Below are 23,836 nucleotides of genomic sequence, written 5' to 3'. Positions count from 1 at the left end.
TTCAGGCGCCCCGCCTGGCTGCCGGATAGAGCGCGAAGCGCAGCAGCTGCGAGACGTCCACGGCGCCGCCCATCGCGAGGAAGCCCGCGCGGTTCGGGTGCAGGTGGTCGCCCGGCCCGCCGACGCTGCTGTTCGTGTCGTACGCCGGCAGCAGGTGCCCGGGGTTGGCCGGGTCCTCGGTCACCGCGGCGAAGTCGGCGACCCCGTCGAACCTCCCGCTCGTCCGGATGAAGTCGTTGATCGCCCGCCGTTCGGCGTCGGTCTCCGGGGTGCCGTACAGGCCGAAAGCCGTGCCCGCGGAGGGCGTCAGCGTGGCACCGATGATCTTGATGCCGCGGGCGTGCACCCGGCGGATGATCTCCTGGTAGCCGGCGATGACCTGCTCCGCGGTGGCCCCGCCGCCGCCCAGGTCGTTGATGCCCTCCAGGAGGATGACGACCCGTACGCCGGGCCGGTCGAGGACGTCGCGCTCCAGCCGGTCGACGGCGGGCGGCCCGTCGCAGGGCGTGCAGCCGCCGGGCAGGCGCCCGATCCGGGTGACCATGTTGCCGCCGATCGCCTCCGTGACGACGGAGACCTCGCGGCCGGTCGGTGTGCGCTCGTCCAGCCGGCGCTGCACGACGTCGGGCCACCGGTCCCGGCCGTTGATGGTGGAGAAGAAGCCGTCCGTGATGGAGTCGCCGAAGGCCACCACCGTGGCGCCGCCGGAGCGCTGGACCCGGACCTCCGAGACGAAGAACCACGAGGTGGTCGAGTGCGGGTACGCCGTCTCGGCGACATCGCCGGTGTGGTCGCCGGCGTTCGGGGCGGACGCGTACGAGGTGGTGAACGCGGCCGCGTGCCAGGTCATCGGCCCGCTGTCGCCGGCGACGTACAGGCTAACGGCGAGGTTCTGGGACGGGGCGTCGGTGACCTTGACCGACACCGGGTCGCTCAGGGCCGTCCGCCCGGCCGGGACGGTGACCGACCGCCGGCCGGAGAAGGTGAGCGCCCGGTTCGTGCCCGGGACGAGGTTCCCGCCGATGCGCTGCAGGCCCACGGACGCCCGGCCGAAGGTCACCGGCCGGGTGCCGAACTCGTTGGTCACCCGGACCCGCCAGCTCGTGCCCTCGGCGCCGGGCGGGACGATCATCCGTACCGTCTGGTTGTGGGCCTGGTTGTCCGGGAAGGCCGCGGTCAGCAGCGGCGCCGTGTTCCCGGGGCCGGCCGGCCCGGTCGGCCCGGGCTGACCGACGGAGTAACCGACCGGATAGACACCTTGCGCGGACCCGGTCCATCCGTCGATCCAGGCGTGCGACGCCCCGGTCGCGGCCGCGACGGGTTCCTGCGACACGGCGACCGCCGGCGCCAGCAGTACCCAAGTGAACGCCGCGACGGCGGCTCGGCTCGGACGTGTGACTCGCATGTCGGCTCCTTTGCGGACGTGGAGGTCACGATGCGGCTATTCATCGATAGTCATCGTCACCACGCGCAAGGTGCGCGTGTCACCGGCTGCGCGGCACCCGGCCGGTGACCCGCTGCCACAGCCAGCCCGAGGGGACGGTCCGGCCGGTGAGGACGTACTCGCTGACGGCGAGGTGGGTGGTGGTGTCGAGCAGGGCCCGGCGCGCCGACGGGCGGCCGGCGAACAGGAGCTGGTCGCCGGGCGCCAGGGTGACGTCCTCGTCCGGGCCGAGGATGTCCTCGGTCTCCCGGTGCAGCAGCAGGGGCACGGCGGCGATGGCCTGCCCCCGGTCCTGCGGGCTGCGCAGGAGGTCGCCGACGGTGGCGTCACCGGTTCGCAGGTACGGCTGGAGAGCCGGCGCGTCGCGACGGGTCAGCTCGATCTTCCACACGCTGCCCAGGCGGTGGCCGCAGTGCCGGGTCAGACGGTCGATCATACCGGCGGCCCAGGCGTCGCCCCGGCCCGGCATGTCCTGCAGGAACCGCCACAGCAGCGGTGTGCTCAGCTGCGCGTAGATCTCGCGCGCCACCGTCTCCGCGGGCACCAGGAGACGGTCGGTCTCCATTGCCGCGAACAGGGGCGCACTGGCCGGACCATTCTGCCGTGAGGCGATGAACAACGAAGGGTTGATCCTGCGGGCGGCGGCGATGAGGGACAGGTTCGTCGTGTCGTTGTCGGTGCCGGCGACGAAACCGACCGCGTGCTCCAGCCCCGCGCGGGCCATCACGGCCGGCTCGGAGGCGTCCCCCACGACGACCCCCGGCTCGGGCCCGGCGTCCGGCCGCAGGTCGATGATGACGACGTCCAGGCCCTCCGCGCGCAGGTCCTCCGCGAGTTTCCGGCCGAAGCGGCCATAGCCGCAGATGACCCAGCGCCCGGCGGTCGGCGGCCGGCCCTGGGCCGGCAGCTCCGCGCCCGGGCCGCTCTCCAGCCAGGACATCAGCTGGTACGAGGCGGGTGCGCGCAGGGCGAGCCGCAGATGGTCGCCGAAGCGGTCGAAGGGGTTGACCACGGCCGGGGCGCCGAAGTCCCGCATCCGCTGCTCGATCGCCGGGGACACGGTGCGGGCGATGACCGGCAGGCCGGGCCGCAGCAGCGCGGCCGTCATCGCGACGATCAGGTTGACCTCGTCGTCGTCGGTCAGCGCCAGGACACCCTCGCAGCGCGGATGCTCGAGGCCGGCCACGCCCAGGGTGTGCGGGTCGCTGCCGTCGGCGGCCAGGCCCGGGACGTCGGCGTGGTACGAGTCGATGTCCAGCACGTCGACGCGCTCCCCCGCGACGTCCAGCACGACGAAGCGCCGGCCGATGGCGTCCAGCGAGCGGCCGAGCAGCTGTCCCGTCTGCCCGTACCCGACGACCAGCAGGAACGGCTCCCGCAGCCGGGCCACCGTGCGGGTGAAGCGTTGCAGGCCGAGGGCCTGCCGGAACGCGCGGTCCTGCAACAGGGTGAGCAGCGACCCGATCGCGTACGCCCACCCGATGACCGTCAGGTAGATGGTCGCCGTCACCCACAGCCGCTGGGCGCCGGTGAACGGCTGCGGGATCTCGCCGTACCCGATGGTGGTCGCCGTGTAGCTCATGAAGTAGAACGCGTCGAAGAAGCCCATCCGGGTGGCCTGCCCGGCCTCGTCCCGACCGGGGATCAGCGTCAGTCCCAGCACGCTGACCGCGAAGATCGTGATGAGGACGATCAGGGGCGCCCGCATCCGGCGGAGGATCAGGAAGATCGTGGAGGACGTCTCCGCCGACCGGGCGCGCCACGCCCGCAGTGCCGAACCAGCCACGGCCCCTCCCTGTCAGCGGCGGTGGAAGGACACGGTCTCGATCACCAGCAGCACGACGGACACGAGGTTGGCCAGCAGCGCACCGCCGGACAGCGACACCACGCTGGCCATCTCCGCCCCCTCCAGGCCGCCCGACGAGATCTGCGTGGCGTACGCCCACGTCAGCGCGGCGGCGATGAGCTGCAGGTCGGCGACGAGGCTGGTGGCCAGGTGCACCGCGCCGATCTGGGTACGGTCGCCGAACTTCAGCACGGTCGCGATGAGACTCACCACCACGGCGGCGAACAGCTCGTAGACGTTGTGCAGCGAGGGGTCGGACAGGTCGCCGATGAAGAACCCGAAGTTGAGCGTCGCCGCCAGCAGCACGAAGAAGCCGAAGATCACCTTCTCGAGACTCATGAGCCCAGTATTTCGACGTAGCCGGCGTTTCCGTGCACCCGGATGCGCTGACCGTCGCGGATCCGGGTGGTGGCGTCCGGCACGCCGATGACAGCCGGCAGGCCGTACTCACGGGCGACGACCGCCCCGTGCGTCATCAGGCCGCCCACCTCCGTCACCAGTCCCGCGATGGCGACGAACAGCGGCGACCAGCTGGGATCGGTGTAGGCGGTGACGAGGATGTCGCCGGGTTCCAGGTCGGCGTCGGCCATGTCGAGCACGACGCGCGCCCGCCCCTCCACGGTGCCGGCCGAGACCGGGAGCCCGACCAGCGCGCCGGGCGGCGCGTCGTCGCGGTGGTACGCCCCGGAGATGCACTCGCCGTCCGACGTGAGCAGCCGGGGCGGCGTGAGCGCCTGGTAGGCCCGGAACTCGTCCTTGCGCCGGCGGATGAGCCGGTCGTCGGCCCGCTGCGTCAGCACGGCCTCGCGCAGCTCCTCGAACGTGAGGTAGAAGGCGTCCTCCCGATCCCCCAGCACGCCGGCCCGCACGAGCTGGTCGGCCTCCTCGAGCAGCGCCCGCTTGTAGACGAAGTACCGGCTGATGATGGCGTACTTCGGGTACTCCCGGTAGCCGATGAAGGTCCGGACCCGGTCGATCATCCGCTTGATCTCGTCGGCCTTGCGCTCGCCGTCCGGCAGCGCCCGCAGGCGCTCCAGGACGTCGCGTTCCTTCTCCTCCGCCCGCTGCCTGCCCTGCTCGAAGCGCAGCCGCCCGGCGCCGGGCCCGAAGTTCCGGACGTGGTCGAGGATCACGGGTACGAGCGTGGCCGGCTCCTCGCTCCACCGTGGCCTCGTGATGTCGATCTCGCCAGGGCAGCGCATGCCGTACGTGTCGAGGTACGCCCCGATGGCGTCGCGCGCCTCCGGACCGCCCGGCAGCTTGGCCAGCTCGTCCAGGAAGTCGTCGTCGCGTACGGTCCGCAGGAAGGCGACCACCTCCGGATGCGGGCGGACCACGTCCGCGACGTCCAGCAGCGCCAGCCCCATCTCCGAGGTGACGTTGCCGGGCGCGGACAGGGTGAGCGTGTCGGCAGCGTTCTTCTCCCCCAGCCACTCCTGCAGCCGCTCGTTGAGCCACCACGTGGCTTCCATCCCGGCCATGATCGCCTGCATGCTGAGCGGCTCGGCCAGGAACCGCTTGTGCTCCTGGAACGCCGCCTCGAGGAACTCGAACCGGGCCGGTCCCGACGTCTTCCAGATGTCGCGCTGCAGGGCGGCGATGGACGCCCGGCTGCGATCGACCAGGTCGGTCACGATCGCCGGATCGGTCTCGATCGGACTCGGCGCGCCGCCCGGCAGATGAGGGGCCGCAGCCTCGTCCGTCGGGGCCGGCAGGAAGTCGCTCGCGAGGACCGTCTCCAGCGCGTCCCTGGTCAGCGGATCGGACCGCCCCGACAGGGCGAGCAGACCCGCGCGGCCCGACGACGACGCCAGATGCCGGGTGGCGTCGACGAACAGCCGCCCACCGGCGTGGCACATCGGCGCGAGCGCGGTCAGCTGCCACACGGACAGCCCCAGCGGCTTCATGGCGTCCGTCATCATCTGCTGATGGCCGACGGAGAGGTACACGTGGTTCCCGCCGTCGTGCGACTCCGGCACGGGGAACAGCGTCGTGATCGGCCGGCTCTGGACGATCGAGAAATCGTCACCGGCCAGGCACCACTCGATGTCCTGCGGCCGGCCGAAGTGCGCCTCGATCCGCCGGCCCAGCCCCACCAGCCGGAGAACCTGGGTCTCCGTCAGCACCGGCCGCCCCGGCGCCCGTTCCACGATCTCACCGTCGCGAACCTTGAACCCGTCGGCGTTCACGAGACCCGAGACCAGCGCCTCGCCGAGGCCGGCGGTGGCCTCCACGGCCGCGACCTTCCGGTTGCCCGTGACGGGATCGGCCGTGAACAGCACGCCGGACGCCTCCGGAACCACCATCCGCTGCACGACGACGGCCATGCTCACCGCCCGGTGGTCGATGCCGTGGCGCCGGCGGTACGCGACGGCCCGCTCGGTGAACAGCGAGGCCCAGCACCGGCTGACGGCCGTCAGCACCGCCTCGGCACCGATGACGTTCAGGAAGCTGTCCTGCTGGCCCGCGAAGGAGGCGGTGGGCAGGTCCTCGGCCGTCGCGCTGGACCGGACGGCGTAGGCGGCCTGATCGCTCTCACCGAGCTGCGTGAGGGCCCCGGTGATCGCCGCCGCGACGTCATCCGGAATGGCGGTCTCTTCGATGATCCGGCGGATCTGTGCGCTGACCTTGTCGCCGGATTCCGCTCGCGACAGCTCCTCGAGCAGGTCGTCGATCCCCGCCGCTTCCGCGAGAATCCGCCGGAAGGCATCCGTCGTCACGCAGAAGCCGGCCGGCACGGTGACGCCGTCCATTCGTGACAGCACCCCCAGGTTCGCACCCTTGCCACCGACGAGCGCCACGTCCTCCTCGCCGGCTTCCACGAGGTCGCACACGTACGTCTCACTCATCCGACACCCTCGTCCCTCGGTCCGACCGACGATTCTGCGGGACGACCCGGGCCTTGCGGCAAGCCCTCCAGCTCGATATACATTCAAGTGGGCGAGGAGAGCGATCTCCTTGCCTTTCGTCTTCTGGCCCCCCTTCGCGTAGCCGACCGCCCCGTCGCACTCACTCTTCGGGGGCGTCTCCCGTTCGCACCAAGCGCTCGCGACTCAGATACCGAACCGGCAGCTGGTCGAGCCGCAGCGTGACAACTTTCGCCTCCCCGGCCGACTGCGGCGCCTGCTGTTCCACGTGCGTCAGCCCGGCTCCAACTGGCCGTACCTCTTCGACGGCCCTGCTCGACACCGTCCACTTGGCGCCCGGCCTGGTTCCCCGGGGGCGACGATCGAGTACGGCCAGCCCTGATCATGCGGTGTTCGTCCTTGCCGCGGCCGCAAGGGGGCGGAAGGAGCGTTGCGGGCTGTAGTTCCAGTGCGGGCGCAGACACGGCAAGACGTCCACGTCGAGCACCAGCCGAGATGAGTTCACCATCAACAGTCCCACGGAGGGTCTCGTTCACCTTTCCGCCGTGATCGGCGGCAGCCATTTCGCTGGTTCGACAGGACCATGGCCGCTGCTTCGATGACGCCGCCGTATTCGCGCGCAGGGAAGCGGCGGTCAGGTTTTGATCGAGCCCGTTTTCGGGTCGCAAGAATTACCCGGCACGATGCGCGGCTGTCGCGTCCGGCGGGAGGTGGCGGGCCGGCGGCCAGCACCCGCTGCGCGACCACCGCCTCGAGTCGGTGGTCTGCTGCGCCGGTGCTTCGCGCACTGCCGTTCTCAGGTGCGGCGCGTCGCCCCCGCTCGTCGTCTTGTGCCGGGCTGTCCGGCTGGTCCGGGTGATCAGTTGGGTCACCCGAATCCGTCAGGCTGCTCGGCGCTCCGGGGCGCCGATCACCGGGGCGGGAGTCACCGGGGCGGAGGTGATGAGGGCCGAGCTGCGGCTTCGTGGACTGGTCCGCGGTCTCGCGCGGCCGGCGCAAGCGCCGGGAATGACGTCGCACCAAGCCCCACGAGCGGTGCCGCTCATGCTCGCGCCGGAACTCCTCAGCGGCCGGCGAGTAATTGCGACGCAGCGTCCGGTCCCGCACATTCTTCGTGGGGAACAATGCGAGCTGCGCCATTCCCCTATTGTCTCAGACGCCCCACACGCTGCACGAAGACGACCGCCCGTATTTCATATCAAGAAATCATCCGCGGTCACCTGGATGATCCGCTGATCCACCCTCCGCCCGCCCTCCACGCACTCTCGAACTCGGCTTCCGTGATCTCGAAGTCGCTCCACTCATCGCCAGAGTCGTAGAGGCTTGCTTCGCCCAGACCGCCGTAGCGGTCCTTTTGATGACTGGGGCCGTAGCGCAGGATGCGGCCGGCGTCGTACACCTCGATCTGCCGAACGGGCCAGCCGTCATCACCGACCTCGAAGTACCAGACTGAATGGCCCCAGCCGTCGAATCCATCGCCTCGGGACTCGTTCCAGCGACGGCGATAGAAGCGATTCGGCACAGCGGAAGGGTACCTTTGCGTGACGCCGTCTTCTGCCGGGTGTCCGAGCAGCGACGGATCAGGCATCCGCTCCTCTACGAGCAGGGTCCACCCCCCAGGTCGGTACCTCCTGCGGCGCCGGGCGTCCGGCCGCTTCTTCCAAAGCGAGGACCAGACGACGACATCCGGCTCGCCGACGTCGACCAGCTTCGGTGACTGCTCATCGTCCACGAGCAACAGCCGTCGTCGAGCTGAATCCCGGCCGGGTTCGGGCAACACCTCGAAGGCGACACGGGGTGGTGCCGGCTGATGACGCTGCCGGCTGCCCGCTACAAGCATCCCTCCAAGGGGGGGCGCTCTCTCATGCCACCGACAAGGCGTGGCCGACCCTCGCACATCACATGGCAAGAACTGTCGCGCATCACCTGCCCCGGCGGGTATCTTCCCCACCCGCACGGGCCGGTCCATCGGCGCTCACCGTGGCCGGCAGCGACGCAGCGTTCGAGCCGGAGATTGAATCACAAGCTAAGACCGGTCGGCCGGGGTGATCAGCTCCACATTGTTCGCGGCGAGGGCCTTCCTCAGGCCGGGCGGGGGCGCGGCGTCGGTCACCAGGTAGTCCGCGCTGCTCAGGTCCGACACCTGGGCGAAGAGCCGGCGGCCGAACTTCGAGGAGTCGGCGAGGATGGCGACGCGGGTGGCGCGCGAGATCATCTCTTTCATCATCGCGGCCTCGGCGAGGTTGCTCGTCGTGTAGCCGGCGTCCTCGGCGACCGCGCCGACGCCGATCAGTGCCAGGTCGCAGCTGATGTCCAGGTCGGCGCCGCCGGTGACCCGGAAGCTGACGGGCCCGACCGTGGCGAGGGTGAGTGAGCGGACGGCGCCGCCGAAGAGGTAGATGTCGCGGATCGCCGTGGGCGCCAGCGCACCGGGGACCAGCAGGTTGTTCGTCGCCACCGTGAGATCGCGGTGCCGGCGGAGCTCGCGGGCCAGAGCGAGGGTCGTCGTCCCGCCGTTGATCATGATCGTCGAGCCGTCCTGGACCAGCGCCGCGGCGAGCGCCGCGATCTTCTCCTTCTCCTGCTCCTGGATGGTGAGCCGCTGGTCGACGGCGCGGTCGGTGCGGGAGATCGTCGCGAGGCTGACGGCGCCGCCGTACGTCCGCACGAGAACACCCTCGGCGCTCAGCTGGTCGAGATCGCGCCGGACCGTGTCGATGGAGACGCCGAACCGGTCGGCCAGCTCGCCGACCGTGACCTGCCCGGCCTCGGCGACGTACGCGGCCAGCTGGGCCTTGCGCCCCGCGGGCAGGTGGCGCGGCCGCTCCTCCTTGTCGACGCTCACGTATCCCCCTCCGTAGGTGCGGCAGTATGCCACGACCTCGCGAAGAGCCGCATCACACGCACCGGTGTATTGCTCCCTTCTTCCGGATGCCGCAAGAGTCTGCCGTACTGCACAGCTCTTTGCTGTTCTTTGCTGCTAGCGTGACGCGACCACGGCAGAGAACAGGTGAATGTGTCGATAGAAGGAGCTCGCCATGGCGGTGCAAGCAACTCGACGGAGACGACTGACAGGGGCCGTGACAGCGGCCGCGATGGCTGCGGTCGTGGCGGCCTGCGGCTCGGGTGACTCGGGTGGCGCCGCTTCGGACGGCACCGTGACGCTCGAGTTCGCCCAGTGGTGGGGAGCCGAGCTCCCGGCCGGGGACTTCGACAAGATGATCTCCGACTTCACGGCCCAGAACCCGAAGATCAAGGTCAAGCTGCTCAGTGCGCCGTACGCCTCGACCAAGCAGCAGCTCGTGACCGGCGCGGCGTCCAAGACCCTGCCCGACGTGGTGGGCCTGGACGGCGCCTGGGTCAACGACTTCGCCAAGCAGGGTGCCATCACCGACCTGTCGCAGCTGATGAGCGACGCCAAGTACGACACCAGCCAGCTCGCCAGCCAGGTGCAGGTCAAGGGCAAGACGTACATGATCCCCGTGGTCAATTTCGTCTACCCGCTCTTCGTCAACAAGGACCTGCTGACCAAGGCGGGCGTCGGCAGCGTGCCGGCCACGCGTACCGAGTTCCTCGACGCCGCCAAGAAGATCAGCGCGTCCGGCGGCGACGTCAAGGGCTGGGCCCTTCCGCTCGACACCGCCGTGCCCAACGGCATCCAGAACGACGTCATGTCGTGGCTCTGGGCGTCCGGCGGCAGCATGCTCGCCGACGGCAGGCCCAACCTCACCAGCCCGCAGGTGAAGAGCACGGTCGAGTACGTGAAGAGCCTGAACGACGCCGGCGTCGTCGCGCCCGGCTCGCTCACCATGAAGGAGCAGGACAAGGTCGAGAAGTTCACCAACGGCCAGGTCGGCATGATGATCGACTCGCTCGCGCACATCAACCTCATCAAGAAGAGCAAGCCCGACCTGAAGTTCGAGGTGGCGGCCATCCCGGCCGAGGACGGCTACACCGGCAAGCGCGGCCTGCCGTACGCGTCCTGGGGCATCGGCATCTCCAACTCCACGAAGCACAAGGCCGAGGCCTTCAAGCTCGTGCAGTACCTGATGAGCCAGGAGACCAACGCCAAGCTGAGCACGATCGCGAACGGCTTCCCCGGCAACAAGAACGCGAAGCCGGACTTCAGCAAGAGCGACCCGCTGTTCAAGACCGCGTTCGACATCTACTCCAAGGGCTACCCGGCCAACGAGTTCGTCGGCCTGCCCAAGTCCGAGGACCTGATGCGCAGCTTCGACGAGCAGCTGCAGCTGGTGCTGACCGGCAAGGCGACCGTCGACGAAGCCCTGGCCAAGGCGCAGGAGTCCTGGTCCTCGGTGATCGAGTAGGCAAGCGATGACCTCCCTGCTCGCCTCGAAGACCGCCACGCCGGTGAAGCACGCGGCGCCGCCGCGGAGATCGCCGGCCCGGCACCTGGTCCCGTTCGGCTACCTGTCCCCCACGGTGCTGCTCATCGTCGTCCTGATGGTCGTCCCGATCGTCATGGTCATCGGCTACTCGTTCCGGGACAACGTGATCGTGCAGGAGAACTCGGTGTTCGCCGGGTTCGCCAACTACACGAAGGTGCTCACCGACGCGGACTTCCTGGCCGCGCTGAAGAACACCGCCGTCTTCATCTCGGTCAGCACCGCGGCCCACCTGGTCCTCGGCCTCGCGTTCGCGATGATGCTCAACACCCGGCTGCTGAGCGGGGTCACCAAGGCCGTCTTCCGGATCGTGTACATCCTCCCGTGGCTGTTCACGATCGCGGTGATCGCCGTCATCTGGCGGCTGCTGCTCGACCCGTCCGGAGTCGTCAACTACGTGCTGCACACCCTGGGCCTCATCCAGGACGGCGTGAACTGGCTCGGCGACCCGGGCACCGCGCTCTGGGCGGTGACCTTCGCCAACATCTGGTCCGGCTACCCGTTCTTCATGATCAGCCTGCTGGCCGGGCTGCAGGGCATCTCCGCGGACCTGTACGAGGCGGCCGCCGTGGACGGGGCGAACCCGGTCCAGCGGTTCCTGCACGTGACCCTGCCCCAGCTGCGGCCGGTGATCGTCAGCATGGCGGTGCTGGACCTCATCTGGACGTCCCAGCAGTTCGCGCTGATCTGGATGATGACCGGCGGCGGGCCGCTGAACACCACCGAGATGCTCAGCACCTTCACCTACAAGCAGGCGTTCAGCGAGTACGAGTTCGCGACCGCCTCCGCCGCCGCCGTGATCGTCCTGCTCATCACGATGGTCCTGGCCTTCTTCTACGTACGCCAGCAAAGGGAACGCGCATGACCACCGTCAGGACGCGACACCGTCTCGCGAAGGCCGGCGTCCTCACCGGGCTGGCCCTCGGTGCGCTCTTCGCCGGCCTGCCGGTCGTGTGGATGCTCTCCACCTCGTTCAAGAGCAACGGGGAGGTGTTCCAGAACCCGCCGAGGCTCATCACCGGCAGCTTCTCGTTCGACGCCTACCGCGAGATCCTGGGCAATGCCGCCCAGCTGCGGTTCTTCCTCAACAGCTACATCGTCGCCTTCGCGGTGACCATCCTGACGCTGCTGGTGGCACTGCTGGCCGCGTACGCGTTCAGCCGCTTCACGTTCCCGCTGCAGCGCACCATCAACGCCGTGATCGTCAGCGTGCAGGCCGTGCCGCCGATCACGCTCGTCATCCCGTACTTCGGGCTCGTCGTCGCGCTCGGCCTGTACAACACCTATCCCGGCCTGATCCTCACGCACATGGTGTTCACCCTCCCGTACGCGATCATCATGACCACCGCCTACCTGAACACGCTCCCGCGGGAGCTGGACGAGTCCGTCAAGGTCGACGGCGGTACGAGCTGGACCGCGCTGTGGCGGATCCTCGTGCCGATCTCGGTGCCCGGCCTCATCGCGGTCGGGGTCTACACGTTCATGATCTCGTGGAACGAGTACCTGTTCGCGCTCACGCTGACCCGCACCGACGACATGCGCATGGTGCCCATCGGCATCCAGCTGCTCATGGGCCAGCACTCGTACGAGTGGAACCAGATGATGGCGATGAGCATCCTCGGATCCATCCCCGTCCTGGTCCTCTTCCTGCTCTTCCAGCGACGGTTCATCGGCGGCCTGACGGCCGGCGCCGTCAAAGCCTGAAACCCAAGGAGAAACACCGACATGCTGACGACCGGCAAGGCGATCCTGGACGTCGCCAACGAACACAGCTTCGCCGTGCCCGCCTTCAACATCAGTGACTGGGCGATGTTCAAGGGCATCGTGGAGATCAGCGAGGAGACGAACGCGCCGCTCATGGTGGCGATCCACCCGGACGAGGTCCGGCACATCGGCCCCGAGATGATCACCGGGATCATCGAGCGGTCGCACCGCTCGAGCGTCCCGATCGCGATCCACTGGGACCACGGCGCCGGCTACGACCAGGTCCTGCAGGGAATCCGGTACGGCTTCACGTCCGTGATGATCGACGCCTCGATGCAGCCGTTCGAGGAGAACGTGGCGATCTCCAGGCGGGTCAGCGACTCCGCCCACGTCGTCGGCGTCTCGGTGGAGGGCGAGCTGGGCACCATCGGCGCGAACGACAGCTACGCGGAGGCGGGCGCCGCCGAGATCATCTACACCGACCCCGACGACGCGGTCACCTTCGTCGAGCAGACCGGTGTGGACAGCCTCGCCATCGCGATCGGCACCTTCCACGGCTTCTACCCGGCTCACCTGAAGCCGGAGCTGAAGCTCGACCTGCTCAAGGAGATCAAGAGCCGAGTGCAGATCCCGCTGGTGCTGCACGGCGGGTCCAACAACCCGGACGACGAGATCGCCGAGGCATCGCGGACCGGCATCAACAAGATCAATATCTCCACCGACATCAAGGTGGCGTACCACAACAAGATGCGCGAGGTGCTGGGCAGTGACCCGAAGGTGCGCGAGCCCAACGCCATCCAGCCGGCCTGCATCGAGGCCATGCAGGTGGTCGCGGCGCAGAAGATCGAGCTGTTCGGCGCTGCCGGCAAGGCGTCGCTCTACTGACATGGGGGACGCGTCCCGTGTCGTCCTGGGCCTCGGCGGCTGCGTCGACTACGAGCTGAAGCTCACCGCCACCGCCGCCGTGCTGGAGAAGCTCGTCACCGCGTACCGGATCCGGGCCGCCGAACTGACCACGCCGGCGGCGGTGACGAGCGAGCGAGACCTCGTGGTGTCGATCCTCGCGTACGTGGCCCGGGGCGGTGGCGGCGAGCACTTCGTCGCCGGCGCCCCGGCGCTGGAGACCTTCGCCGGCCGGTTCCCGCACCGGACGGCCCTGGGCGGCACCTCCGTGCGGGCCGGCATCATGATGAGCCGGCTGGGCGTGCCGTCCACCCTGCACCTGGTCAGCGTGAACGACACCGTACGCCGGTTGCTGCCACCGGACGGCGACTACATCTCCAGCGGCGCCGAGGACACGCTCTACCCGCACCTGATCGTCCAGTACGACCGGGGCCTGCGGGTACGGGCCGGCGACATCGACGTCACCGCGCCGTTCCCCAACCGGCTGATCTACGTCAACGACCCTGCCAACGGCGCCATGGTCCTCACCGGCGACCTCGGCGAGCGGCTGAGCAAGGCGGCGGTGTTCCTGATCTCGGGTTTCAACGCCATGCGTTCGCGGGACCAGCTCGACCGGCGCCTCGCCGACCTGCGGTCGCACCTGCGCCAGCTACCGGCCGAGGCCCTGGTGTACTTCGAGGACGCGGCCTACCACGTGCCGGCCTTCAGCTTCCGGGTCCGCGACGCGCTTCTCGACGAGATCGACGTGTACGGGCTCAACGAGGACGAGATGCAGGCGTACGTCGGACACCAGGTCGACCTGCTCTCGCCACGTGAGGTCGCGGACGCCCTCACGGCGCTGCGGGTGCTGATCCCGGCGCCGACGCTGGTGCTGCACACGAAGTACTGGGCCGCGGCGCTCGGCGAGGGTGCCGGACGATACGCCGACGCCCTCGGCACGGGCACCCTGATGGCCGCCACCCGCTACTGCCACGGCGACGACTTCACCGATCAGGACGTCGACCGCATGCGCCGGCGACCGCGACGGGCCGAATCCGTCACCTTCGCCGCGGCCCTGGGCCGTCGGATGGGTGATGTGGTCTGCTGTGTTCCCGGCTTCGCGCTGGACGTCGAGGACCCCACCACCGTGGGGCTCGGTGACACCTTCGTCGGCGGCTTCCTCGCCGAGATAGCGCACGAGGACCAACCATGACCGTCCAAGCTCTGCCCGCCAACCAGCCCGAGACGTTCTACCGTGGCGCCGGCCGGATCGCCGAGTTCCGCACCGTGGCGGCGCTGCCGGACCGCCCCGAGGACTGGGTCGCCTCCGTGACGAGCCGGTTCGAGCTCGCCCCGTCCGGACTGTCCACCCTGCCCGACGGCCGCGAGCTGGCCGAGGCCGTCGCCGCCGACCCGCACTGGTGGCTCGGTCCCGAGCGCACCGACACCGGCGTCCTCGTGAAGCTGCTCGACGCCGGCCAGCGGCTGCCGTTGCACGTGCACCCGGACCGCCGCTTCGCGACCGCACACCTGGCCTCGCCGTACGGAAAGACCGAGGCCTGGGTGATCGTCTCGGCCCGCCCCGGCGCGTACGTCCATCTCGGCTTCTCCCGGGACGTGGCGGCCGACGAGCTGTCCGGGTGGGTCGCCGGGCAGCGGACGGAGGAGATGCTGGCGGCCACCAACAGGATCCCGGTGGCGGCCGGCGACGGCATCCTCTGCCCGGCCGGCCTGCCGCACGCGATCGGCGACGGGATCCTGCTGGTCGAGGTCCAGGAGCCGACCGACTTCTCCGTGCTGCTCGAGTACGAGGGCTTCGGCCTGCCCGACGGCCACCTGGGGCTCGGCTACGACCTCGCCCTGCAGTGCGTCGACCGCGCGGCCTGGACGCCGGAGCGCCTCGACGGGTTGCGGGGCTCCGGGCGGCTCCTGCCCGCCGCCGCGGACGAGTTCTTCTCCGCCCACCGCCTGCACGGCGACGACCGTCTGCCGGAGGGCTTCAGCGTCCTCGTCGTGGTGGCCGGCGAGGGCCGGCTGGTCGGCGAGCGGGACGACCTGTCCGTGCGGCGGGGCGACACGCTGCTGATCCCGTACGCCGCCGGCCCGCTCCGCCTGCTCGGTGCCGTCGAGGCGATCCGCCTGGCCGGTCAGGGCCAGGCGGTGTCCTCCTGGTCGAAGAGCTCCTGCTCGGCCAGCGCCCGGTAGTCGACGTACATCTGCCGGTAGCGTGCCGACGCGCCTCGCGTGTCGCCGGCGTCGAGCAGGCGCAGGATGTCGTCGTGGGCCTCGATCACGGTGTTCCACAGGCTGTCCGCGATGATCGGCGTGATCCGCATGGTGCGCGACACCACGAGGTCGATCATCGACTGCAGCTCGCGGTTGCCGCTCGCCAGGACCACGATGGTGCCGAAGTCGGCCCCCGCCGCCCCGGCGGCCAGCACGTTGTCGGCGCGCACGGCGTCGACGAACTCCCGCTGGCGCTGCCGCATCAGCTCGATGTTCGCGGGCGTGAGGTTGCCGACGCCCCGGTCGAAGCCGGCGCAGGCGAGAACGCTCATCACGTCGATCAGCTCGAGCGCCTTCTTCTGCGTCACCCGGGTGACCTGACGGGTACGGTTGGGCGCGATGTCGATGAGGCCCTCGACGGAGAGCTGCGCGATCGCCTCACGGACCGGGGTGATGCTGACCCCCAGCCGGGCGGCCAGCTCCGCATCCTTGATCAGCGTCCCGGGGGGCAGCTCACCGGTGACGATCTCGGAGCGCAGCTGGCGGACGACCGCCGCCGTCCGGTTGGGCGGGACTGCGTGCGACATACCGGAAGCGTACTCAGGGTCACCGATGCTGTCCCCGCGCTCACCCCGGCGTGCGACGGCGGCGGGTACCGTGGGCGGGTGTTCTCCCCTCAAGGTCCGTCCCTGCGCGAACTGTGCGTCCAGGCGCTGTCCTCGGTCGAACGCGGCTACGACCTGCTCGCTCCCAAGTTCGACCACACGCCTTTCCGGACGCCGGACACCATCCTCGACGCGACCGCCCAGGCACTGGCCGAGCAGGGCCCTTTCGACCGGGGACTCGACGTGTGCTGCGGCACCGGGGCTGGCCTCACGGTCCTCCGGCGAGTGTGTGAGCAGGGGATCACCGGCGTCGACTTCAGTGCGGGCATGCTCGAGCAGGCGCGCCGGGCGGACCCGCAGGCCACGCTGGTGCGGGCGGACGCGCGCGCTCTCCCCTTCACCGGTGACTTCGACCTGGCAGTGACGCTCGGAGCCCTCGGGCACTTCCTTCCCGCGGAACGGCCGGCCCTCTTCGAGGGGGTGCACCGGGCGCTGCGCCCCGGCGGGCTCTTCGCCCTGCCGATCGGCGCGCCGGCGCCCCTGACCTCGCTCTGGCACTGGGCCGAGCTCGGGTTCGACCTGGCGATGGTGGTCCGCAACGCCGTGCTGCGGCCCCCGTTCGTCATGTACTACCGCACGGCCCCGCTGCCCGCCCTCCGGCGCGACCTGACGGCGGCCGGGTTCACCGTGGACACCGTGCCCCTGACCGCCGTCGGCCGGCACCGGGACGGCAGCGCCCGGTGCTGGCTGGTCCTCGCGCGCAAGCCCTACTGAGCGCGGAGCTTGCCCCAGACGTGCCAGCGTTCGATCTCGACCTGGGCGCTCACCCGGGGACGCTCCCGGTTCGGGTACTCCTTGCCGGTGTAGTGCCGTGCCAGGCGGTCGATGTCCCGCAGGCCGACGTCGTCGGTGAGGGAGACGACCCGGCCCTGCAGGCTCACGTGGGTGTACCAGTCGTCGTTTGCCAGCACGGTCAGCGAGACGCGCGGGTCGGCGTGCAGGTGCTTGAGCCGGGCTCGCTTCGCGTCGAGGCCCAGCAGCACGTGGCCGTCGTCCTCGAACAGGTACCAGGTGGCCACGGTGACCGGGCGGCCATCGGCGGCGACGGTGGCCATCACGGCGGGGTTCGGGCGCCGCAGCAGCTCGGCGACCTGCTCGGGCAGGGGCGTTGTGGGCATGCGGGAAGCCTAGTGGACCCTCCTTTTACTTGACACGATAGGTGTTCGTGTAAAGCATTGCGGCATGGACGTTGCCGCACCCGTATGGCGGGACACCAAGCGCCCGCTCTGGCCGCTCGCCCTCGTGGTGCCGGCCCTCCCGTTCGCCGCCCTCGCCCTGGCCGCCGCGACCGGCTCCGGCTGGGCCTGGTGGCTCACCCCCGTCGTCGTCCTCGGCGTCGTCCCGCTCATCGACGTGCTCGTCGGCGAGGACCGGGAGAACCCACCGGAGGAGGCCGTGCCGGCGCTGCAGGCGTCGTCGTACTACCGGTGGATCACCTACCTGTTCCTGCCCGCCCAGTTCGCGGCACTGGTGGTGGCCTGCGCGGTCTGGAACGGCGGGCCCGGGCCGGTCGGCGGTGCGGGCCTGGTCCTGACCGCCGGCCTCGTCAACGGGATCGCCATCAACACGGCCCACGAGCTGGGCCACAAGCGCGAGAGCGTGGAACGGTGGCTGTCCAAGATCGCCCTGGCGCCCACCGGGTACGGACACTTCTTCGTCGAGCACAACCGCGGTCATCACGTACGGGTCGCCACGCCCGAGGACCCGGCCAGCTCCCGGCTCGGCGAGTCGTACTACCGGTTCTGGCCGCGTACCGTCGTCGGCAGCCTCCGGTCGGCGTGGCGGCTGGAGACCTCCCGGCACCGGTTGCGCGGTCGCACGCCGTGGACCGTACGCAACGAGATCCTGCACGCGTGGGCCATGACGGCCGCGCTCTTCGCGATCCTGACGCTGGTCTTCGGTCCCGAGGTCCTGCCGTTCCTGGCCCTGCAGGCCGTCGTCGGCTTCTCGGTCCTCGAGGCCGTCAACTACCTCGAGCACTACGGCCTGCTGCGGCAGCGCAACCCGGCCGGCCGGTACGAGAAGGTCGACGCCCGGCACAGCTGGAACAGCGACCGGCTGACCACCAACGTCCTCCTCTTCCAGCTGCAGCGGCACAGCGACCACCACGCGAACCCGCTGCGGCGCTACCAGACCCTGCGCAGCTTCGACGTCTCACCGCAGCTCCCCGCCGGGTACGCCACGATGCTGCTGCTCGCGTTCATCCCACCCCTGTGGCGGCGGGTGATGGACCACCGCGTGCTCGCCCACTACGGCGGCGACGCGACGCTGGCCAACACCGCGCCCGGCCGATACCCCCGCACCGGCGGCATCTCCTCCCCCTAAGCGCCGGCACGGCCGGCGAACGTGCCGCCACATAGGCGCCGACAGGTCCGGACTACGCTGGCCCTGCCATGACATCCGCACCGTCGTCGCGCGAGGCCAACCGGGCCCGGCTCCGCGACTCGCTCATCGCCGCGGCCCGCGAGCTGACCATCGCGCACGGGTGGGACCAGGTGCGCATGGTGGACGTCGCCAAGGCCGTGGGTGTCAGCCGGCAGACCGTCTACAACGAGTTCGAGGGACGCTCGGGCCTGGGCGAGGCGCTCGCCTCCGCCGAGATCGAGCAGTTCGTCGCCGCGGTGCGCAAGGAGCTGTTCGCCCACGGCGCCGACGTCCGCGCGGCGGCGTACGCCGCGATCCTGCACACGCTGCAAGAGGCGGCCGGGAACCCGCTGGTCCGCGCCATCCTCACCAGCGCGCGCGGCGGTGCGGACGAGCTGCTGCCATATCTGACCACCCGCTCGGACCTCGTCCTGCAGGCCGCCGGCGCGGTGGTGCAGGAGTGGGCCGAGGCTCATCTCCCGGACACCGGTCCCGGCGTGATCGAGCTGGCGAGCGAGTCGATCGTCCGCCTCACGGTGAGCCACGTCGTGTTCCCGCTCGCCTCCCCCGCCACGTCGGCCACGGCGCTGGCGGAGGTCTTCGTCCGGCTCCTGCGCTGAGCCGACTGCTCAATCGGCCTCGAGCAGCTTGGCGCGTTCGGCGGCCACGTCGAAGTCCGGCTGGGGATACTGCGGGTCGATGTCGGCGAAGGCATGGCGCAGCAGGGTGGCGACGGCCCAGTTGCGATACCACTTGCGGTCCGCGGGCACGACGTACCAGGGCGCGGCGGCGGTGCTGCACCTGTTCAGGGCGTCCTCGTACGCCTGCTGGTACTCGTCCCACAGGCTGCGCTCGGTCAGGTCCCCGGGGTTGTACTTCCAGTGCTTGGTGGGGTCGTCCAGCCGGGCCAGCAGGCGCTCCTTCTGCTCTGCCCGGGAGATGTGCAGCATTACCTTGACGATGGTCAGGCCGTCGGCCGCCTGTTCGGCCTCGAACTCGTTGATGAGGTCGTAACGCTGCGACCAGACGTCCTCGCCCACGAGGTTGTGGACCCGTACGACGAGCACGTCCTCGTAGTGCGAACGGTTGAAGACACCCACATAGCCGGCGCCCGGCAGGGCCCTGCGGATGCGCCACAGGAAGTCGTGGCTGCGTTCCTCGTCGGTGGGCGGGCCGAAGCTGACCGCCTTGATCCCCGCCGGGCTCAGACCCTGGGTGACGGCCCGGACGGTGCCGTCCTTGCCGCCGCAGTCCATGGCCTGCAGCAGCAGCAGGACACGCTTGGTGGTGGCTCCCTCCTTGGCCGAGGCGAACAGCTTCTCCTGGTACGCGGCCAGCTCCTGCGAGATGGCGGCGACCTCGTCCCTCGACCACTGCTTCGCGTGCTTGCCGGCCCGGCCCTCGGGCAGCCCCGGCGTGCTGCGCGGGTCGACGTCGGCCAGCCGGGTGTCTCCGGGCCGCACCCGGAGCACGTCACGAAGATCCGTCATGGCTCGTCTCTTACCCCCTGAGCGGGTCGCGCATCCCTTCATCCGTCCCCGGCGGCCGCCATCGCGAGGGCCACGGCGCCGAGGAGCGGGGCGTCGTCGACGAACCGGGCCGCGGACAGCTCCGGCGGGAACGGCACGGTGCGGCGAAGCGCCGTCGCCACCCGCGGCATGACATAGGCGGCGGCGCCCATCATGCCGCCGCCGAGGACCACCCGCTCCGGGTCGAGAGTGACGCACAGGTTGGCGATGGTCCGAGCCAGGGTGTCCACGACCTCGTCGAGCAGGTCGGCGACGCCCGGCTCGGCACTCAGCGCGAACAGCTCCGCGGCGGTCACCGGCCGGCCGAGCAGAGCGGAGCCGCGCCTGGCCAGTGCGCTGCCGGACACCGCCTCCTCCAGCGGCGCCCGGCCGTCGGCGAAGTACCCGTCGCCGGCGCTGTCGCGCAGGTAGCCGATCTCCCCGGCCGCGCCGTGGGCGCCGGTCAGCACACGCCCGCCGGCCACCAGCGCCGCCGCCAGGCCGGTCCCCAGGTTGACGTAGAGCCCCACGTCGACGCCCCGGAGGGCACCCCACCGCACCTCAGCGGCGGCCCCCGCGTTGACGTCGTTGTCGATGGCGACGGGAGCGTCGCCGAACTCCGCGCGCAACAGCTCCGGAAGCGCCATGCCGTCCCATCCCGGCACGTTGGGCGCGAGCCGCACCCGGCCGCCGCGGAGCACACCGAAGGTCGACACCCCGACCGCCGCCGGGGCGGCCAGCAGCTCGCGAGCGGCGTCGAAGGTCCGCCGCACGGCCTGGAGGGCGCCCGCACCGCCGAGGGTCCGCAGCCGCAGCGTGGAGTCCGGGCGGCCGTCGGACACGCCGACGGCCGCCCGGGCGACCGCGATCTTGGTTCCCCCGAAGTCGATCGCCAGGATGTGCCTCGCCGTCATCAAGGCCGGCCCCGGCGAGCCACCGAGTCGAAGGCCACGGCCACCGCGAGAACCGCGGCGGTCACCATGTAGCGGACGGACGAGTCCACGTTGAGCAGCAGCATCCCGTTCGTGATCGACTGGATGACCAGGATGCCGAGCAGGGCGGCGTAGGGGCGTCCCCGGCCGCCGAAGAGCGACGCGCCGCCGATCACCGCGGCCGCGATGGCCATGAGGAGCGTGTCGCTGCTTCCGGAGCTCTGGTTGACGGCGGCGAGACGGCTGGCGGCCAGGATGCCACCGCACGCCGCCAGGGTGGACGCGGCCGCGAAGGCGATCAGCCGGATCCGGCGCACGTTGATGCCGGCGCGGCGGGCCGCTTCCGCGTTGCCGCCCACCGCGTACATGTGCCGGCCGAACACGGTGTGCCGCAGCACCAGGTCGAGGGCGACCACCAGGGTGGCGAAGATGACCAGGAGCAGCGGGACCCCGCGGTCCGCCGAGAGCACCGACACGACCGCCGCCAGGGCCACGGCCAGCCCGCCCACCTGGAGGGCGACGCCGAGACCGGAACCGACCGGCAGCTCGGCGGCGCGCCGCAACCGGCGGGTGAGCAGGGCGTCCGCCGCCCGGACGGCGACGACGAGCGCCGCGATCAGCCAGGCCGCCCACGCCGGCAGCCAGGTGTCGCTGAGGCCGGCCACGAACCCGTCGAACGGCAGGTTGATCGTCCCGCCGCTGCCGAGCAGGTACAGCATGAGGCCCTGCCAGCCGATGAGCCCGGCGAGGGTCACGACGAACGACGGCATGCCCAGTCTCGTGAACATCCACCCGTGCAGCAGGCCGATCAGGGCGGCTCCGGCGAGCGCCACCGCGATCGCGAAGACCGGGTTCCAGCCGTGGTGGACGTATAGGATGGTCATGACCACCGCGGCGAGCCCGCTCACCGAGCCCGCCGACAGGTCGATCTCGCCGAGCAGGACCACCATGATGATGCCCAGCGAGATGGTGCCGGTCGCCGCCATCTGCAGGGCCAGGTTGGTCAGGTTCTCGGCGGACAGGAAGCGGTCGTTCAGGGAGCCGAAGACCACGGCGATCAGCACGAGGCCGGCGACCACGGGCCAGACCCCGACATCGGTACGCCCGGAGCCCCGCAACGGCCTCAGGGGTCTGCGCAGGAGCATGGTCAGCGCCGTCATCGGATCCCCTCCTTGATGACGCCTCCGGTGATGGCGGCCACGACCGCCTCGGGCGTCGAGTCCGCCGTACGGAAGTCGCCGGCGTTGCGTCCGAGCCGCAGCACGACGATCCGGTCGCTGACCGCACGCACGTCAGCGAGATTGTGGGAGATGACCAGGACGGCGAGCCCGCGGTCGCGCAGCCGCCGGATGAGGCCGAGCACCTGGGCGGTCTGCTCGACGCCGAGCGCGGCCGTCGGCTCGTCGAGGATGACCACGCGGGGTTCCCCGACGAGCGCGCGGGCGATGGCGACCGACTGGCGCTGACCGCCGGAGAGCATCGCCACCGGCACCCGGATGTCGCGGATCCGGACGTCGAGCGACCCGAGCAGGTCACGGGCCGACCGTTCCATCCGGATGTGGCGCAGGACGGACCAGCGCTGCCGCTCACCGCCGAGGAACAGGTTGGCGACGACGTCGAGGTTCTCGCAGAGGGCGAGGTCCTGGTGGACGGTCGAGATGCCCAGCCGCTGCGCCTCGTGCGGCGTGGTGATGCGGACCGGCCGGCCGTCCTGCGTGATCTCGCCGTCGTCCGGGGTGACGACGCCGGAGAGCACCTTCACCAGCGTGGACTTGCCCGCACCGTTGTCGCCGACGAGGGCGACGACCTCGCCGGGTACGAGGTCGATGTGCACGCCGTCGAGGGCCTGCACCGCGCCGTATCTCTTGGAGATGGCCTGGGCGGAGAGCACTACTGGATCCCCGCCTTGGCGCAGGCCGCCGCGACGGGGGCCGTACAGATGTCCGCGGCCTTGTAGAAGCCGTCCTTGACGATCGTGTCCTTGATCTTGTCGGCGGTCACCGGGATCGGGTCCAGCAGGAAGGCGGGGATCTTCGCCGTGCCGTTGTCGGCGGTGGCCGGCGCGGCCGGCTTCTCGCCGCGGCCGAGCGCGACCGCGAGCTCCCCCGCCTTCTCCGCCTCCCGCCGGATGTCCAGGTAGATCGTCATGTACTGCTCGCCGGTCAGGATGCGTTGCACCGCCGCCAGTTCGGCGTCCTGGCCGGTGATCGGCGGGAGGGTGGCGTAGCCGGCCCGCTTCATCGCCGCGATCGCCCCGCCGGCCATGCCGTCGTTGGCGGACAGCACGCCGACGACGGCGTCCCGGCCCAGCGCGGTGATCGACTGTTCCATCTCCTGCTGAGCCTTGTCGGGGCTCCAGTCCGGGGTGTCGAACTCCCGGCCGATGCGCACCTTGCCGTCCAGGACGTGGTGCGCGCCCGTCTTGTAGTCGGCCGAGCTGGGGTCGGTGGGCGAGCCGTTGATCATCACGATCTGGCCCTTGCCCGCGGTGCCGGCCTTGGTGAGCGCGTCGAGCAGGGCCTGACCCTGCATCTCGCCGACGCGGACGTTGTTGAAGGAGACGTAGTACTCGTAGGAGATGCCGGAGATCAGCCGGTCGTACGCGATCACCGGGATCTTCTTCTGCTTGGCCTGGTTGACCAGGGGCGCGACGGCACCCGCGTCGACCGCGTCGAGGACGAGCACGTCGGCGCCCTGGGTGAGGGCGGCCTCGACCTGCTGTTGCTGCTTGGCGGCGTCCTGGTCGGCGTTGGAGTAGAGCAGCTTGCACTGCGCGCAGAGCGCCTTCACCTTGGCCTCGAACAGCGGGCGGTCGAACGCCTCGTAGCGGGTGGTCTTGGACTCGGGGAGGAAGAGCGCGATCGTCGGCGACTCTTTCTCGCTGGGCTGGTCATCGGCGTCGGTGGTGCCACAGCCGCCGACCAGGACGGCGGCGGTGGCGGCGACTGCGACGAAGGCTCTGGCTCTCACGGCGCACCCTTTCCTCGCGGGT

At 70.4% G+C, this 23,836-nt stretch carries 22 protein-coding genes; 9 read left to right on the top strand and 13 right to left on the bottom strand.

Features of this window, described 5'->3' with window-relative positions; genetic code table 11:
• Position 1 precedes the first annotated feature (1 nt).
• The 6 genes from AB0J80_RS28535 to AB0J80_RS28510 all read right to left on the bottom strand — a co-directional run bounded on the left by AB0J80_RS28535 (position 2) and on the right by AB0J80_RS28510 (position 9,002).
• Positions 2 to 1,405: an SGNH/GDSL hydrolase family protein gene (locus AB0J80_RS28535; RefSeq protein WP_364710846.1), complete on the bottom strand. Its 1,404-nt coding sequence runs from the start codon at positions 1,403 to 1,405 to the stop codon at positions 2 to 4.
• A gap of 79 nt (positions 1,406 to 1,484) precedes the next feature.
• Positions 1,485 to 3,230: an NAD-binding protein gene (locus tag AB0J80_RS28530; RefSeq protein WP_364710845.1), complete on the bottom strand. Its 1,746-nt coding sequence runs from the start codon at positions 3,228 to 3,230 to the stop codon at positions 1,485 to 1,487.
• Positions 3,231 to 3,242: 12 nt separating this feature from the next.
• A complete protein-coding gene (locus AB0J80_RS28525) occupies positions 3,243 to 3,629 on the bottom strand; it encodes a DUF6394 family protein (RefSeq protein WP_364710842.1) in 387 nt (128 codons plus the stop codon).
• Entirely contained in the window at positions 3,626 to 6,139 is a 2,514-nt protein-coding gene (gene rph / locus AB0J80_RS28520; protein ID WP_364710840.1) for a rifamycin-inactivating phosphotransferase, read from the bottom strand. The genes AB0J80_RS28525 and rph overlap by 4 nt, the downstream gene beginning before the upstream one ends.
• Before the next feature lie 1,234 nt (positions 6,140 to 7,373).
• Entirely contained in the window at positions 7,374 to 7,889 is a 516-nt protein-coding gene (locus AB0J80_RS28515) for a hypothetical protein (RefSeq protein WP_364710838.1), read from the bottom strand.
• Between the two features lie 294 nt (positions 7,890 to 8,183).
• Positions 8,184 to 9,002: a DeoR/GlpR family DNA-binding transcription regulator gene (locus tag AB0J80_RS28510; RefSeq protein WP_364710835.1), complete on the bottom strand. Its 819-nt coding sequence runs from the start codon at positions 9,000 to 9,002 to the stop codon at positions 8,184 to 8,186.
• A 250-nt stretch (positions 9,003 to 9,252) separates the two neighbouring features.
• Between AB0J80_RS28510 and AB0J80_RS28505 the strand changes: the two genes are divergently transcribed.
• From AB0J80_RS28505 to AB0J80_RS28480, 6 genes are read left to right on the top strand one after another with little or no spacing between them, the layout of a single operon-like run.
• Positions 9,253 to 10,485: a sugar ABC transporter substrate-binding protein gene (locus tag AB0J80_RS28505; RefSeq protein ID WP_364710832.1), complete on the top strand. Its 1,233-nt coding sequence runs from the start codon at positions 9,253 to 9,255 to the stop codon at positions 10,483 to 10,485.
• Between the two features lie 7 nt (positions 10,486 to 10,492).
• Entirely contained in the window at positions 10,493 to 11,428 is a 936-nt protein-coding gene (locus AB0J80_RS28500; protein ID WP_364710830.1) for a sugar ABC transporter permease, read from the top strand.
• Positions 11,425 to 12,267, top strand: a complete 843-nt coding sequence (locus AB0J80_RS28495; protein WP_364710827.1) for a carbohydrate ABC transporter permease — start codon at positions 11,425 to 11,427, stop codon at positions 12,265 to 12,267. The genes AB0J80_RS28500 and AB0J80_RS28495 overlap by 4 nt, the downstream gene beginning before the upstream one ends.
• A gap of 21 nt (positions 12,268 to 12,288) precedes the next feature.
• On the top strand, positions 12,289 to 13,152 hold the full coding sequence (locus tag AB0J80_RS28490; protein WP_364710824.1) for a ketose-bisphosphate aldolase: 864 nt from the start codon (positions 12,289 to 12,291) through the stop codon (positions 13,150 to 13,152).
• Between the two features lies 1 nt (position 13,153).
• Positions 13,154 to 14,362, top strand: a complete 1,209-nt coding sequence (locus AB0J80_RS28485; RefSeq protein WP_364710822.1) for an ADP-dependent glucokinase/phosphofructokinase — start codon at positions 13,154 to 13,156, stop codon at positions 14,360 to 14,362.
• A complete protein-coding gene (locus AB0J80_RS28480) occupies positions 14,359 to 15,354 on the top strand; it encodes a class I mannose-6-phosphate isomerase (RefSeq protein ID WP_364710819.1) in 996 nt (331 codons plus the stop codon). The genes AB0J80_RS28485 and AB0J80_RS28480 overlap by 4 nt, the downstream gene beginning before the upstream one ends.
• Here AB0J80_RS28480 and AB0J80_RS28475 read toward each other — a convergent pair.
• Positions 15,297 to 15,962, bottom strand: a complete 666-nt coding sequence (locus AB0J80_RS28475; protein WP_364710817.1) for a GntR family transcriptional regulator — start codon at positions 15,960 to 15,962, stop codon at positions 15,297 to 15,299. The genes AB0J80_RS28480 and AB0J80_RS28475 overlap by 58 nt on opposite strands.
• 78 nt (positions 15,963 to 16,040) lie before the next feature.
• Between AB0J80_RS28475 and AB0J80_RS28470 the strand changes: the two genes are divergently transcribed.
• Positions 16,041 to 16,754 (top strand): methyltransferase domain-containing protein, encoded by a 714-nt coding sequence (locus AB0J80_RS28470; RefSeq protein WP_364710814.1) that lies wholly within the window; start codon positions 16,041 to 16,043, stop codon positions 16,752 to 16,754.
• Here AB0J80_RS28470 and AB0J80_RS28465 read toward each other — a convergent pair.
• Entirely contained in the window at positions 16,748 to 17,158 is a 411-nt protein-coding gene (locus tag AB0J80_RS28465) for a PPOX class F420-dependent oxidoreductase (protein ID WP_364710813.1), read from the bottom strand. The genes AB0J80_RS28470 and AB0J80_RS28465 overlap by 7 nt on opposite strands.
• 64 nt (positions 17,159 to 17,222) lie before the next feature.
• Between AB0J80_RS28465 and AB0J80_RS28460 the strand changes: the two genes are divergently transcribed.
• Positions 17,223 to 18,365: an alkane 1-monooxygenase gene (locus tag AB0J80_RS28460; RefSeq protein WP_364710811.1), complete on the top strand. Its 1,143-nt coding sequence runs from the start codon at positions 17,223 to 17,225 to the stop codon at positions 18,363 to 18,365.
• 68 nt (positions 18,366 to 18,433) lie between these two features.
• On the top strand, positions 18,434 to 19,024 hold the full coding sequence (locus tag AB0J80_RS28455; protein ID WP_364710809.1) for a TetR family transcriptional regulator: 591 nt from the start codon (positions 18,434 to 18,436) through the stop codon (positions 19,022 to 19,024).
• Positions 19,025 to 19,033: 9 nt separating this feature from the next.
• On the opposite strand, the gene AB0J80_RS28450 is transcribed toward AB0J80_RS28455, so the two are convergent.
• From AB0J80_RS28450 to AB0J80_RS28430, 5 genes are read right to left on the bottom strand one after another with little or no spacing between them, the layout of a single operon-like run.
• Positions 19,034 to 19,894, bottom strand: a complete 861-nt coding sequence (locus tag AB0J80_RS28450; RefSeq protein WP_364710806.1) for a PPK2 family polyphosphate kinase — start codon at positions 19,892 to 19,894, stop codon at positions 19,034 to 19,036.
• 38 nt (positions 19,895 to 19,932) lie between these two features.
• Positions 19,933 to 20,826 (bottom strand): ROK family protein, encoded by an 894-nt coding sequence (locus AB0J80_RS28445; RefSeq protein ID WP_364710804.1) that lies wholly within the window; start codon positions 20,824 to 20,826, stop codon positions 19,933 to 19,935.
• A complete protein-coding gene (locus AB0J80_RS28440) occupies positions 20,826 to 22,004 on the bottom strand; it encodes a sugar ABC transporter permease (protein WP_364710801.1) in 1,179 nt (392 codons plus the stop codon). The genes AB0J80_RS28445 and AB0J80_RS28440 overlap by 1 nt, the downstream gene beginning before the upstream one ends.
• Positions 22,001 to 22,735 carry an ATP-binding cassette domain-containing protein gene (locus tag AB0J80_RS28435; protein WP_364710798.1) on the bottom strand — a complete coding sequence of 245 codons (735 nt, stop codon included), beginning with the start codon at positions 22,733 to 22,735 and terminating at the stop codon, positions 22,001 to 22,003. Before AB0J80_RS28435 ends, AB0J80_RS28440 begins: the two co-directional genes overlap by 4 nt.
• Positions 22,735 to 23,814, bottom strand: a complete 1,080-nt coding sequence (locus AB0J80_RS28430; protein ID WP_364710795.1) for a sugar ABC transporter substrate-binding protein — start codon at positions 23,812 to 23,814, stop codon at positions 22,735 to 22,737. The genes AB0J80_RS28435 and AB0J80_RS28430 overlap by 1 nt, the downstream gene beginning before the upstream one ends.
• Positions 23,815 to 23,836 lie beyond the last annotated feature (22 nt).

The sequence above is a fragment of the Actinoplanes sp. NPDC049548 genome (assembly GCF_040676695.1).
Lineage (GTDB): Bacteria > Actinomycetota > Actinomycetes > Mycobacteriales > Micromonosporaceae > Actinoplanes.
Note: the sequence above shows the minus strand (reverse complement) of the source record. Positions and strands in the feature narration are given on the sequence as shown.